The sequence below is a fragment of the Vibrio syngnathi genome (assembly GCF_002119525.1).
GTDB classification, from domain to species: domain Bacteria; phylum Pseudomonadota; class Gammaproteobacteria; order Enterobacterales; family Vibrionaceae; genus Vibrio; species Vibrio syngnathi.
Genome location: NZ_CP017917.1, coordinates 586,906 through 600,065 on the forward strand (window position 1 = coordinate 586,906; position 13,160 = coordinate 600,065).

Annotated in this window: 11 protein-coding genes and 2 tRNA genes; 9 read left to right on the plus strand and 4 right to left on the minus strand. The window is 45.2% G+C overall.

The genetic code is table 11. The features are described 5' to 3' along the window. Positions 1-123: 123 nt before the first annotated feature. The 6 genes from K08M4_RS17505 (at position 124) to K08M4_RS17530 (ending at position 8,378) form a co-directional block, all read left to right on the plus strand. Entirely contained in the window at positions 124-672 is a 549-nt protein-coding gene (locus K08M4_RS17505) for a hypothetical protein (protein ID WP_086050817.1), read from the plus strand. Between the two features lie 99 nt (positions 673-771). Beyond that, a complete protein-coding gene (locus K08M4_RS17510) occupies positions 772-2,199 on the plus strand; it encodes a TolC family protein (protein WP_086051507.1) in 1,428 nt (475 codons plus the stop codon). A gap of 11 nt (positions 2,200-2,210) precedes the next feature. Beyond that, the gene (locus K08M4_RS17515) at positions 2,211-3,950 is read left to right on the plus strand and encodes an efflux RND transporter periplasmic adaptor subunit (protein ID WP_086050818.1); all 1,740 of its coding nucleotides are present in this window, start codon (positions 2,211-2,213) and stop codon (positions 3,948-3,950) included. Beyond that, complete coding sequence (locus K08M4_RS17520; protein ID WP_086050819.1) at positions 3,947-7,090, plus strand: efflux RND transporter permease subunit; 3,144 nt, start codon at positions 3,947-3,949, stop codon at positions 7,088-7,090. The genes K08M4_RS17515 and K08M4_RS17520 overlap by 4 nt, the downstream gene beginning before the upstream one ends. 106 nt (positions 7,091-7,196) lie before the next feature. Next, positions 7,197-7,781, plus strand: coding sequence for a copper-resistant cuproprotein CopI (copI, locus tag K08M4_RS17525; protein ID WP_086050820.1), 585 nt, complete (start codon positions 7,197-7,199; stop codon positions 7,779-7,781). Positions 7,782-7,892: 111 nt separating this feature from the next. Then, entirely contained in the window at positions 7,893-8,378 is a 486-nt protein-coding gene (locus K08M4_RS17530; RefSeq protein ID WP_086050821.1) for a hypothetical protein, read from the plus strand. Positions 8,379-8,539: 161 nt separating this feature from the next. Here K08M4_RS17530 and K08M4_RS17535 read toward each other — a convergent pair whose 3' ends face one another. The 3 genes from K08M4_RS17535 to K08M4_RS17545 all read right to left on the minus strand — a co-directional run bounded on the left by K08M4_RS17535 (position 8,540) and on the right by K08M4_RS17545 (position 9,316). Further along, positions 8,540-8,797: a hypothetical protein gene (locus K08M4_RS17535; protein ID WP_017085576.1), complete on the minus strand. Its 258-nt coding sequence runs from the start codon at positions 8,795-8,797 to the stop codon at positions 8,540-8,542. 331 nt (positions 8,798-9,128) lie between these two features. Next, positions 9,129-9,203 (minus strand) — tRNA-Gly (locus tag K08M4_RS17540). 38 nt (positions 9,204-9,241) lie between these two features. Further along, positions 9,242-9,316 (minus strand) — tRNA-Gly (locus K08M4_RS17545). Between the two features lie 523 nt (positions 9,317-9,839). Between K08M4_RS17545 and K08M4_RS17550 the strand changes: the two genes are divergently transcribed. The 3 genes from K08M4_RS17550 to K08M4_RS17560 all read left to right on the plus strand — a co-directional run bounded on the left by K08M4_RS17550 (position 9,840) and on the right by K08M4_RS17560 (position 11,997). Further along, positions 9,840-11,003 carry a threonine/serine exporter family protein gene (locus K08M4_RS17550; RefSeq protein WP_004731486.1) on the plus strand — a complete coding sequence of 388 codons (1,164 nt, stop codon included), beginning with the start codon at positions 9,840-9,842 and terminating at the stop codon, positions 11,001-11,003. Positions 11,004-11,182: 179 nt separating this feature from the next. Continuing rightward, the gene (locus K08M4_RS17555) at positions 11,183-11,521 is read left to right on the plus strand and encodes a zinc ribbon domain-containing protein YjdM (RefSeq protein WP_004731484.1); all 339 of its coding nucleotides are present in this window, start codon (positions 11,183-11,185) and stop codon (positions 11,519-11,521) included. Positions 11,522-11,565: 44 nt separating this feature from the next. Continuing rightward, on the plus strand, positions 11,566-11,997 hold the full coding sequence (locus tag K08M4_RS17560) for a GNAT family N-acetyltransferase (RefSeq protein WP_086050822.1): 432 nt from the start codon (positions 11,566-11,568) through the stop codon (positions 11,995-11,997). Between the two features lie 54 nt (positions 11,998-12,051). On the opposite strand, the gene K08M4_RS17565 is transcribed toward K08M4_RS17560, so the two are convergent. Continuing rightward, on the minus strand, positions 12,052-12,996 hold the full coding sequence (locus tag K08M4_RS17565) for an ADP-ribosylglycohydrolase family protein (protein ID WP_086050823.1): 945 nt from the start codon (positions 12,994-12,996) through the stop codon (positions 12,052-12,054). Between the last annotated feature and the right edge of the window lie 164 nt (positions 12,997-13,160).

The following is a 13,160-nucleotide window of genomic DNA, read 5'->3' on the forward strand; positions in this document are numbered from 1 at the left end:
CTCAATTTAATGCAAAAAGGTAATAGAACCTTTTCTGGTCTATCATACAAATGTACAAAGAATTATATTGACCTTACCCTAAGGGGAACCTTTATAGTTGCCCCATAAATTTAAAGGTTAGCTATGACAAACACACTCCGAACAACTTGGATTACTGTTTTCAGCATCTTCGCGATGTTGGTGTCGAGCTATGCCTCAAGTTCATCGGCTCTGATGGCCGATGTAATGATGGCTCAGATGGGCTCACCCCAGTCAGATTGCCATCTTAATGCATCATCGAATGCGGTATCAGATCTGTCTAACATGACAACGGGTTGCGACATTAGCGTAGTAACTGGCGATGCAGCTGGTGAGCATGCTGCACATGCCACTATGCCTCATCATTCCAGTCAGCAGGGTCATACTGAAATGACCGTTTCCGATGATGAAGTAACAACTGCACATTCTTCTTCAATTAGCTCTCACGATGACAATATGATGGGTACGCACTGCCTAGGTGGTTCGGATTCTATTCATAACTGTTGTATCTCTGTTTGTTCTACTGCTTCCTACCCAATTCAGGCTGTTCAAGCCGCCGATCCATTTGTCTCTTCTTTAGCTCGTTTTCAATCTGTCGTTATCGGGCAGAAAGTCGCACGCGCTCAATCTTTGTTACGCCCACCCACCGCATAAATCTATATCTAAAAACCTAGCGATATCAGACTCATAAATTTGATACGCCAATCTTTTATATGCGTTATTTAACGCTAGATATGGACATTCATTGTGAATATAAAACCAACAACCTCCGTGTTTGGAATAAACGCGAGTGTCGTGGTCGCTGCTGCCTTTGTTTCGAGTGCTGCTTTTATTTCAACCAGTGCTTTAGCTGCTGCGTCTGCTTCAACACAAGCTGATCAACAGAGCTCAACACAGCAACTCAATACATTGATTGAGATAGCATTGAGCCAAGATAGCAATCGAAAGCAGTACTTTGCTCAGTCTCAAGCGATGCGAGAAACGGGCATTGCTAGCTCGACCTTAATGGACCCGAAATTGAAAGTTGGATTTGGCGGTTTGCCTGTCGATAGCTTTCAATTCGACGAAGACCCGATGACCAATATATCGGTAGGGTTGATGCAGCAGTTTGAGCGTGGCGATACGCTTAACCTCCAACAGAAAAAGGCAGGCCAACAGGCAGATGCTTTAGCTTTGCAGGTGCAAGCAAGAGAATTGACGGTTGCGAATAGCATGACGCAGCTTTGGCTTGAGTTAGGTTATCAACAAAAAGCTGAGTCGGTGATACGTCAAAATCGTCGCTTGTTGGTTGAGCTTGAAAACTATGTACAAACCAATTACTCGATTGGTAAAAGTGAAGCGCAAGATCTGCTTAATACTCAGCTCCAAGTGAGCAAGCTTGATGAGAAACTTCAGGCAAACCAACAGGTTCAGCGTCGTCTAATCTCTCAGCTTTCTGAATGGTTGGGTTCTGATTGGCTAGGCTCTCAGGTTCTTGATTCTCAGGGCACACTGAATGCAACTAACCAAATCGATTGGTCATTGTTAGAAAGCAAATTAGCGACCAATATCGATTCAACCAAGCACTACCAGCTACTGACTGACCATCCTTTGGTTAAGATCTCCGATGTCAGTATTTCCTCTAATCAAACTCAGGTTGAATTAGCCGAGCAAGCTTATACCCCGCAGTTTGGGGTGGAAGTGATGTATGCACACCGTCAAGCCAATAACATGGCGGGTGAACCAGCTTCTGATCTGGTAAGTGCTTATCTGACTGTCGACATCCCGCTGTTTACAGGGAACCGACAAGATAAAAACTTATCGGCTGCTCAGTATCAAGTTGGTGCGGCTAAATCTCAAAAAGACACCTTACTTTCCCAAATGAACGCGCAAGTGAATGCATTGCTGGTGGACAGATCAAATCTGATCCAGCGATTAGATCGCTATCAAACGTCCTTGCTTCCTCAAACCGCAGCCCGAATCAGCGCGGTTGAGAGGGGCTATCAAAACAATACCGCTCAGTTTAACGATGTCATTTTAGCAACGACCGATGAGCTGGCGCTTAAGTTAGAGCAACAACGTTTGATCACCGATCTCAACATCGTTAACAGCAAACTGGCAGCGTTAGTCAGTGGCTTTGAATACCAAGTAAACCAACCACAACTCAACTCAAGCGCAACTAAACACACAGCCAATCAATAAGGGAATAGACAATGAGTACAGTAAAAGTAGCAACAATCGCTTTATTGGTCGGTGGTGCATTGGGTTTTGGTGTGAACCATTTTCTAATTAATCCAGCACATGACATGTCAGCAATGGCAACGAGTACAGGCGCAGATGTCAGTAAACAGGCCAAGGATGAACCTCTGTATTGGGTGGCTCCGATGGACCCAAATTATCAGCGAGACAAGCCGGGTCAGTCACCTATGGGGATGGATTTAATCCCTGTTTACGCGGATGACTCAAGTGGTGTTAAAGATGAGCCCGGTACCGTGTTCATTGATTCGTCGGTAGAAAATAATCTGGGTGTCAAAACAGCGAAAGTTAAGTTCGAAGCGCTGTCTCCTCGGATTGAAACCGTGGGTTATGTGGCGTTCGATGAAAGTACATTGTGGCAAACCAACGTAAGAGCAGCTGGTTGGGTTGAGAAGCTCTACATCAACGCTGTGGGTGAGAAGGTAAACAAAGGTGATGTGCTTTTCACACTCTATTCTCCAGAGCTTGTTAAAGCACAAGAAGAGTTGATCAGTGCTTATAAAACGGGTCGTAAAGGTTTGATCAAAGGCTCGACTGAACGCTTAATTACCTTGGGTGTTGATAAGACGCAAATCCGCGCTATTACGCGCAAAGGCAAAGCCTCACAAACCATTGAAGTCAAAGCGCCAGCTGATGGTGTCATCGCAAGTTTGAATATCCGAGAAGGTGGTTACCTTGCACCTGCACAAGCGGTGATCAGTGCTGGCCCATTAGGCGAAGTATGGGTTGATGCTGAGGTGTTTGAGCGTCAAGCGCACTGGATCTCGTCAGGCAGCAATGCGGTGATGACGCTAGATGCCATTCCCGGCAAAGAGTGGTTGGGTAATGTCGATTATGTCTATCCAATCCTAGACCCGAAAACTCGAACGTTACGTGTTCGTTTGAAGTTCTCGAATCCTAATGGCGAGCTCAAGCCAAACATGTTCGCCAATATTGCTTTGAAGCCAATCAGTGATGATGCCGTGCTCACCATTCCAAGATCATCGGTTATCCATTCAGGTGGCATGACTCGAGTGGTGCTGTCTGAAGGTGAAGGGAAATACCGTTCAGCACGCATTGAAGTCGGGCGTGAAGCTGGCGAGAAAATCGAGGTGTTGCAAGGGCTTGAACAAGGCGAACACATTGTGACTTCAGCGCACTTCATGTTGGACTCTGAATCTAGCCAATCCGCTGATTTGTCACGAATCAATGGCGTTGAAGAGCAAGCTGAAACCGTGTGGGCAAACGGTGAAATTTCCGATGTTATGCAAGGCAGTCGCATGGTGACGATTAACCATCAGCCTGTTCCTGAATGGGATTGGCCGGGCATGGTGATGAATTTCACCTTTGCGGAAGGCTTAGACATGAGTGACGTGAAACGTGGTAAGGCGATTGATTTTGAGATGAGAAAGACAGAGTCAGGGCAGTACGAGGTTGTTGATTACAAGGTCAACAAACACAAGATCGCCGGCGAAGTTTGGGTAACGGGTGACATCACCATGTTGATGTCAGATTTTGGCATGATCACCGTAAAACATCAGCCTGTCCCTGAGTGGAATTGGAAAGCGGGTGAAATGAATTTCCAAGCCAGTGATGACCTTGATTTATCTGAGTTTTCCGAGGGTCAAACCATTCGGTTTCTAGTGGCGAAGCAAGGTTCTGATTATGTGCTCAAATCTCTCGAACCGACGAATAGCACGGGTGAGGGCGAACTATGATCAATGCAATCATTCGCTGGTCTATTAGCAACCGCTTCTTAGTGTTGGTTACTACTGTAGCCATCGTATTTGGCGGCTTATACAGCGTTAAAAATACACCTGTCGATGCCATTCCTGATTTGTCAGATGTTCAGGTAATCATCAAAACCAGTTATCCGGGTCAAGCGCCTCAAGTGGTTGAGGACCAAGTAACGTATCCGCTCACAACGGCGATGTTAGCCGTGCCGGGAGCCGAAACGGTTCGTGGTTATTCGTTCTTTGGCGATTCCTACGTCTATATCATCTTCAATGATGATACTGATATGTATTGGGCGCGCTCTAGGGTATTGGAATACCTAAGCCAAGTAGCACCTAACTTGCCATCAAGTGCCAAGCCAACATTAGGGCCAGATGCAACCGGTGTGGGTTGGGTTTACAGCTATGTGTTGCAAGACAAAACTGGTAAGCACGACTTAGCAGAGCTTCGTAGCCTGCAAGACTGGTTCTTGAAATACGAGCTGCAAACCGTTGATGGTGTGTCTGAAGTCGCGACTGTCGGTGGCATGGTGAAGCAGTATCAAGTACAGATTGATCCTGCCAAATTACGTGCTTATGACTTAACGCTTCAGCAAGTCAATAAGGCGATCCAAGATGGCAACCAAGAAACCGGTGCGTCAGTGGTTGAGATTGCTGAAGCGGAGCACATGGTTCGCACTACGGGTTACCTGACAAGCATTGAAGATATTCAATCACTACCGCTAAAAGTGACAGACAAAGGTACTCCTTTGCTATTGGGCGACATTGCAGATATTAACCTTGGACCACAAATGCGTCGTGGTATCTCTGAACTCAATGGTGAAGGCGAAGCGGTTGGCGGCGTTATCGTGATGCGCTTTGGTGAAAATGCCAGTGAAGTGATCGACTCGGTGAAATCCAAGCTCGCTGAACTGCAAGCTGGTTTACCCGATGGCGTTGAAATTGTCGCGACTTATGACCGTTCGACTTTGATTGATTCAGCCGTTGAAAACCTTTGGAAGAAGCTGGCTGAAGAGTTCATCGTGGTTGCGATTGTGTGCGCGCTGTTCCTCTTCCATATTCGTTCATCATTGGTTATCGCGCTAAGTCTGCCTGTCGGTATCTTGGGTGCATTCATTGTGATGCATTGGCAGGGTATTAACGCCAACATCATGTCTCTTGGCGGTATCGCAATTGCGATTGGTGCCATGGTGGATGGCGCCATAGTGATGATCGAGAACGTTCATAAACACATTGAACGGACTCCGCTCACTGACAAAAACCGTTGGCAAGTGATTGGTAAGGCAGCAGAAGAAGTTGGCGCGCCGCTGTTCTTCTCTCTGATTATCATTACCTTGAGTTTTGTGCCTGTGTTCGCGCTAGAAGGGCAAGAGGGCAAGATGTTCTCGCCACTTGCGTTTACCAAGACGTATGCAATGGCCGCTGCAGCCGGTTTGGCTATCACGCTTGTGCCTGTGCTAATGGGTTACTTCATTCGTGGCAACGTGCTACCTGAACACAAAAACCCAGTAAACCGCAGCCTAGTGGCGATGTACAAGCCGCTTCTAAATCTCAGCCTAAAATATCCAAAGGTGATGATTGTTATCGCACTTGGCTTAATGGCGTCTGCTTATTACCCAACCAGTAAGCTTGGCAGCGAGTTCATCCCTCCTTTGGACGAAGGGGATTTGATGTACATGCCAACCACGTATCCGGGCATCTCAATAGGTAAGGCTCGCGAGTTGTTGCAACAGACCAACAAGCTCATCAAAACCATCCCAGAAGTTGAAACCACATGGGGCAAAATTGGACGTGCGGAAACGGCGACCGATCCTGCGCCACTGACCATGATTGAAACGGTTATTCAGCTAAAACCTCGCGATGAATGGCGTGACGGTGTCACTACGGAGTCGTTACGCAAAGAGTTCGATGATCTGATTCAGTTCCCGGGTTTGACTAACGCATGGGTCATGCCAATCAAGACTCGGATCGACATGCTAGCGACCGGTATTAAAACGCCAATCGGAATCAAGATAGCAGGGCCAGATCTGAGTGTTATTGAGGGTATCGGTTCTGAGCTTGAGCCAATCTTAAATGGTGTTAGCGGCACGGCTTCTGTTTACGCTGAACGTGTAGCCGGTGGTCGTTACGTCACGATAGACATTAAACGTCGCTCTGCTGCGCGATATGGCTTGAGCATTAAAGAAGTGCAACAGGTTATCTCGACTGCGGTTGGTGGCATGAACGTGGGCGAAACCGTTGAGGGGCTAGAGCGCTATCCAATCAATGTCCGTTACCCACAAAGCTATCGTGATTCTGTCGTTAAGCTGCAGAACCTGCCGTTAGTGACACCAAATGGAGCGCGAATTGCTTTGTCTGATGTCGCGGATATTCGCTATGAAGATGGGCCACCAATGATTAAGACGGAGAACGCGCGTCCTAATGGCTGGGTGTTCGTTGACATCGAAGGGCGCGACCTTGGTTCTTATGTGGCAGAGGCGCAAAAAGTCGTTACAGATCAAATCGTCTTGCCTGCCGGATATTCACTGGCATGGTCTGGTCAATACGAATACATGGAGCGCGCCAAAGAACGTTTAAGTGTCGTTGTGCCAATTACCATCGCCATCATCATGTTGTTGCTCTACCTCAGCTTCCGCCGTGTCGGTGAGGTGATGATGATTATGCTGACATTGCCACTCGCGATGGTTGGTGGCCTATGGCTGATGCATGTCCTCAATTACAACTTCTCGATTGCGGTGGGTGTGGGCTTTATCGCCCTTGCCGGGGTAGCTGTTGAGATAGGCGTCATTATGTTGGTCTACCTAAACCAAGCATGGCACTACAAAAAATTGGATGCGGAGCAGAACCAGCAAGCACTTCAGAGTGAATACTTAACGGATGCGATTCGTGAGGGTGCCGGACTGCGTGTTCGCCCAGTGATGATGACAGTACTTACGGTGATCATTGGCCTCATTCCAATTATGTATGGCGAGGGAACGGGCTCTGAAGTGATGCAGCGAATTGCTGCGCCAATGATAGGCGGAATGGCGTCTGCACTATTGCTTACCCTACTGGTGTTGCCTGCAATCTTTAAGCTCTGGAAACAGCGTGAGATCACGCACAGCCAAAACGAAACAAACAAATAACGTATTGATTATTAGCCCTTACTGACCAAAACAGAGTGGGTAAGGGCGTACCACACAAACATGTGAAACTAACAAATAAATAACTGAATTTATCTAAGGAACGATCATGAAAAAGACACTTATTGCGATTGCACTGACGTTAACTACTGCAACGGCTTTTGCTGAAATGGACCATTCAGCTGTTGACCATTCAAGTAAAGATCATTCAGGCATGGATCACTCGATGATGAAGAGTGGAGAGATGGATCATTCAAAAATGGATCACAGCATGATGAAGGATGGAAAGATGGACCATTCGATGATGAATATGGGAGGTATGTCTGAAGTGGGTATGCCTGCGACAGGCGCAAAGCCGGATAAAGTGGTTCATGTCCTACTAAGTGATGATATGAAAATCACATTCAAAAATAAGGTCGATATTGAGCCAAATGATGTAGTGCAGTTTGTTGTGATGAACACGGGTAAGATTGACCACGAATTCTCGATTGGTTCTGCCTCAGAGCAGCTAGAGCACCGTGAAATGATGAAAAACATGGGTAATCACGCTCATGACTCGGGTAGCACAGTTACGGTTAAGGCGGGTAAAGCGAAGCAATTGTTGTGGCATTTCCATGGTGATAATAAAGTAGAGTTCGCGTGCAATATCCCTGGTCACGCTGAAGCGGGCATGGTGAAGTCGTTAACGCTATAAGGTGATACACAAGCCATATCTAGTTCAAAGGGATGAGTGCTAGGTATGGCTATCTTGTTTTAGTGCTATTTAGGTATTAGCTTAAAAGACTATAGGAATAGGAGTTTAAGGATGAATAAGACAGTTCTAGTACTTGCAGTAACAGGTGCTTTAATAACGTGGTCGACCCACAGCATTGCTGCTAAACCTGAGTGGGCTGGTAAAGGTAAGCCCGATTTAGAAGAAGTGAAAACGTTCGCTGAGGCTAAAAAAGTTGAAGGCGAAATTGATGATCGTGAGAAGCCGCTTGATTCAATGGTCGAAGAGAAAAATAAGAAAGCGAAAAAAAGTAAGAACAAAAAAGATAAGCAGAAACTAGATAAAGAACTCGACGATTTGGAAGACGAGAAAGAAGCTCTCGAAGAGAGTAAAGAGAAGCTTAAAGATAAGAAAGAAAAGCTTGAAGATGATATAGATAATGACGAAGAAAAGTCGGGATTAGAAAAGCAGAAAGACAAGAAAGCGGAACAAGAGCGTAAAGAAGAAGGAAAAGGGTCAGAGAAAGGCCAACAGCAGCGTGAAGAAAACAGCAAAAAGTGGTGGAACTTCTGGGAGTAATGCGAGGGCGTTACATCACCAATTCATTTCAACCAATCAGCACAGCTTTGTGTGACCGCTAAGTCATTGGTTAAACATTGTGACCAGTTAAAGATAAGTCTCAACCTGTTCAGGAATACATGAACTAACTTGTATTGGCTGAGGCTTATCTGTAGTTAGAATCACTGTAGCAAGATAGAAGTTTCAAGCAGGTGGTGTGCTTCGCCGCTCAGGTGCGGTAGCTCTGCCATGATCTTTTTAAACTTGTCATCGATTGACTCTGCTTCATTCAGCGATCGAAAAGCCAGTACAGCCTGTTCAGGCTCGCTGTTCACATAACCTTTCAATGTATCTAGCTGAATTTTATTGGCATTTTCAACTTTTGTTAGCGCGACATTAATTGCTTCGATGTTTATTGTTAACTCATTGCTTTTAAACATTTTTTATTATTTATGGGTTGTTGCTAATGCGCGCACATTAACACAACTGATTTTTCGGATATTGACCAAGATTATTAAATTGGAACAATTTTGAAAATCATTGAAAGTTGATCTGTAATGTGTAATGTGTAATGGGCAAGGTGTCAGAAATACGAAGCGATTTAAGGAGTTAATAGCTCTGGTTAGTCAATCAGCGTTGATTCGTCAATCCAAGCTTAAACAAAATAAGTTTAATCAGTATAGATTTAATGACTATGGATTTAGCAAACGGAGAAAGTTTTTGAATAGGGTATTGCTGGAAGAAAGCACGTCATGGAGCGTAAGAAGAAGTTGGAGCGTGCAGCGGGAATCGAACCCGCATCATCAGCTTGGAAGGCTGAGGTAATAGCCATTATACGATGCACGCACACTGTCTTAAGAGTAAGACTGAGGCATCAAGAAGACTGGAGCGTACAGCGGGAATCGAACCCGCATCATCAGCTTGGAAGGCTGAGGTAATAGCCATTATACGATGTACGCACATCGTCTTAACGAGAGTGATAATGCCACATCTAACTGAAAACGAAACCTTTTTCTTTCATTTTTATTCTAAGTGCTCGCATAACCACCACACCGCTAGTTTTTCAATCATGTTCGGCGTTTTCAGAGCGAATAAAATGTGACTAAACTCTCGCTAAACGGAGGGCGAGAAACAATGGAAAATCCCCCGCTATTTCTGTGACAAATTCGGTTTGATTTATAAACCAGTTTGTTGGTGTTAGCTTGTCATAAAACCCATACAAATTAAGGAATTTGGAGTGTTAACATAAACTGATTTTTAATCGTGTTTTGGCGTCCATTAATAACAATATGGATGCATAAATTTAACTTACCAACCAGTCGAAGTATTCAGGAAACTAATCCCAAATGAGTAGAGTTATACGTACCTTTAAGCGTTCGAAGAAAAAAGTAACGAGTTGAGTTGATAATTTACGCAAAAGTCTCGTCAATCCGTCTATCGTTTGGTACATTTGCCGCACATTTTGTCTCCCCTAAAATACCCATGCCTTCTCAGTTCCGAATTAACAAAATTGTTGAAATTGGTGACACTCTTCACCGCAGTGGTTGTGCTCCTTACAAGCTAGAGAAATACACTCAATTCTATGCAAAAAAGCATGGTGTTGATGTGATGATCCAAGCTACGCCAACTGCGATTAACTATCAATTTCCAGACGATAACAACGCCGTTATTCTTAAGCGTCTAAAGCCTGCGTCAATTAACCTGAGTTTGTTGGCCAATACGATCATTCGTATTAACCAGCCAAGCAGTGAGCCTGTACCAGAGCCTGTCGGTTACTCTAAATTTGTGACGGCACTTGCCAATATGGGTATTCCGCCTGCGTATTTGATGCTGGTGGGCAGTACGTTGGAAGCGGTGGGTTTTTCTGCGTTATTGGGTTTGATGGTTTGGGTCTGTCAGCAAGTCCTTCATTCACGTCGCGCTATCGCAGTTGAATTCATCTCGGCATTGTTAACGGGTATCTTTGTAGCGTTTTTGGCGAGCACAGGGTTGCCGATACCAGTGTGGGCGTTGTGTATCGCCTCGATCGTCTTGTTTGTCCCCGGGTTATCCATAGCCAACGCACTAGAATGTTTGGCGTTTAATGATCTCGTCTCTGGTACCAGTTTGTTAGGGCAGAGCGCATTAACCCTGATAAAGCTGTTTGTCGGGATTATCATGGGTCTTAATATTGGTGAAGCGATATGGGGACAAGCGGTCTCCATCGACTATACCAATGCGGTACCGATGTGGATGCACATATCTGGTTTGGTTTTGATCTCGGTGTCTATCGGTGTGATGTTCAATGCGCGTCCTAAAGACATCTTACTTGGCTTGCCAGTGGCGGTTCTGGGTATGTGGGGGCCGTTCTATCTAGGCTTTGATAGTGGTTGGGTGGTAGGTACATGGGTAACCACCGTTTTGATTACTTTATACGGGACTTGGATTGCTAAGAAGATGGAGCTAACGGGCTCTATTTATATCGTGCAAGGGATCATCATTTTGGTTCCGGGTAGCCGAGTATTAGTAAGTGCCAGCCAGTCGGTGTTTGAACAATCGATTTTGCCTATTCCGAGTATTGGTTTATCGGCGTTATTCATGTTCTCTGCAATCGTGGCTGGGCAAATCACCGCTTACTCGATTTACTCACCAAAAGTCGAACGTTAAGCTGTTCTGCTTCTCAAATTTTTAAACAAACACAGCTTAACGGCTGTGTTTGTTCGTTTTAGGTACTGATCTTTTTTACGACAATTAGCTCTGTGTAAAACTTGTTAGATTTATGCTCGCTAAGCCTGACAAGAGTCATTAAAATGGGGACAAATTCTATTTAAATGAAGTCTTAACGTATGTCTTTACCTCCTTGCCCGCAATGCCAATCTGAATATGTCTACCCAGACCAAAACAACCTAATCTGCCCTGAGTGTGCCTATGAATGGAATCCAGAAGAAGAGCGTTTAGAAAGAGAAGCCGCGCGTGTTAAGGACGTGAATGGCGTTGTATTGGAAAGTGGCGATAAAGTTACCTTCATTAAAGATCTAAAAATTAAAGGCAGTTCTTCTGTACTGAAAATCGGTACTAAAGCCGTAATCAGACGAATCAATGAAGGCAAAGATCACCAGTTAGATTGCAAGCTTGATGGTGGCGGTGAAATGCTTGTTACGGCGAAGTACGTTAAGAAGCAGTAGTCGAGCGTTGGCTATATAGTTCATTGATTATTGTTGGAGATATTTTGAAGTATTCGACAAGACCCGCTCAGTCATCAGATTATGAATTTCTGTTCGAGCTAAAAAAGGCGGCTGAATTTGAGCCAATCAAGGCTGTTTTTGGCTGGGATGAACAAGTTCAACGAGATATACATGCCGAAGAGTGGGCTGAAGAACGGCCCGAGATCATTGAATATCACGGCAAAGCGATTGGTAGTGTTTTGTTGCAAGATAAAGGCGACCACTTCTATTTCTGCCGATTCTTTTTGCTGCCTGAGTATCATGGAAAGGGAATTGGTAGCCAAGTACTGAAAGACTTCTTAACTAAGGCTGACAGCCTCAATAAACGCGTCGAACTTTGTTACCTACAAGGTAATCGAGTTGGGGAGTTGTACTTGAGATTTGGGTTTGTAATCACCTCGCAGAACGATCAGTTTGTTTATATGTGGCGTCAGTAATTTCAAGCGTTAGTTATAACCTCAACGGCACAATGTGCCGTTGTGTTGTAATCGTCACTCAATAGGCAAAGACAATACACTGCCATTGAGTTCGACTTGTTTTAGCCATTCGGTTGGAATTCCGTCATCTTCATCGTAGAAACACGCCGCTAATACCGCGCCAATTACAATCGCTCGACCGCAGCTGTCACCACCACATAAGATGTTGTCGCGAATGCCTTGTTGATAACTCTGAGCACCTGAAATGATGCGAATCAGCAAGGGAAATGCGGCACTCAGTTCACAATGCAATCCGAACTTCTTCGCGGCATCTGTAATCGAAAGCTCAGGATTAGCCAGTGCTTCGTCGATTTGATCGTGTATAAACTTGCTACAAGTTTGTCGCACCATTTCTACCGATTGCAGTGGCGAGTTGCCTTGAATTGCCGCTTGAACCAATAGGGTGATGGCTTGCGCCCATTCCACGGCTTTGTCGTTATTGTTGGTCACTCGTACCGCACTCTCTACCATGGCTGGCAAAGTGTGAGACGTGTAAGTACAGGCTACTAATGGAATGATCTTTGAAACTGCGGGGAGCTGCGTGTCATCTGCGCCACAGGCAGTAATCGGGGCGTCCTCTAGTTCTAATTGATGGATATTCAGCAAGCTCATGCGCGTCGCTTTATCAATGTAGCCTTGCCAACTGCCGCCAAAATCAAACCAGTTGCGGAAATGTTGAATATAGCTCGCTTCATCGTATTTTTGGTTGTCGACTAAACTATCGACCATAGCCAATAACTGAGCTCCGTATTGCGATTGATCGCCAGCGGTTTTTCCTTGGTGCGCAAAGTAGCCCTTGTCTTGATAATCGAACTGATTCGGTGAGCGAAATTCTGGCTCGAAACCAGCTACGTGTAAGATCCTCTCTTGGTCATACAGCCAGTGCAACCCCATGGAAGCGGCGTCTCCAACCAATGCGCCGACAACGGCGTAAAAAGCTCGTTCTTTATGATTGTCCATGTTGAGTGATGTCCTTGAGAAGAATCAACGTAGTTCGATACGTTAAGTATAGTGATTAGACGAGTATTTCGCTGTGTTTCTAAGAAGAAATATGAAGGGATAAATCCCGATTGGTCAATAGCTTAAACCAATCAGGTGAACTTGATAAGGGAAAGGAATGGTCG

What these genes read in the sequence shown, in the direction of transcription:
- K08M4_RS17505 (WP_086050817.1), top strand. Translation starts at nt 124, where the DNA reads ATGACAAACACACTCCGAACAACTTGGATTACTGTTTTCAGCATCTTC.
- K08M4_RS17515 (WP_086050818.1), top strand. Translation starts at nt 2,211, where the DNA reads ATGAGTACAGTAAAAGTAGCAACAATCGCTTTATTGGTCGGTGGTGCA.
- K08M4_RS17520 (WP_086050819.1), top strand. Translation starts at nt 3,947, where the DNA reads ATGATCAATGCAATCATTCGCTGGTCTATTAGCAACCGCTTCTTAGTG.
- copI (WP_086050820.1), top strand. Translation starts at nt 7,197, where the DNA reads ATGAAAAAGACACTTATTGCGATTGCACTGACGTTAACTACTGCAACG.
- K08M4_RS17530 (WP_086050821.1), top strand. Translation starts at nt 7,893, where the DNA reads ATGAATAAGACAGTTCTAGTACTTGCAGTAACAGGTGCTTTAATAACG.
- K08M4_RS17535 (WP_017085576.1), bottom strand. Translation starts at nt 8,797, where the DNA reads ATGTTTAAAAGCAATGAGTTAACAATAAACATCGAAGCAATTAATGTC.
- K08M4_RS17550 (WP_004731486.1), top strand. Translation starts at nt 9,840, where the DNA reads ATGCCTTCTCAGTTCCGAATTAACAAAATTGTTGAAATTGGTGACACT.
- K08M4_RS17555 (WP_004731484.1), top strand. Translation starts at nt 11,183, where the DNA reads ATGTCTTTACCTCCTTGCCCGCAATGCCAATCTGAATATGTCTACCCA.
- K08M4_RS17565 (WP_086050823.1), bottom strand. Translation starts at nt 12,996, where the DNA reads ATGGACAATCATAAAGAACGAGCTTTTTACGCCGTTGTCGGCGCATTG.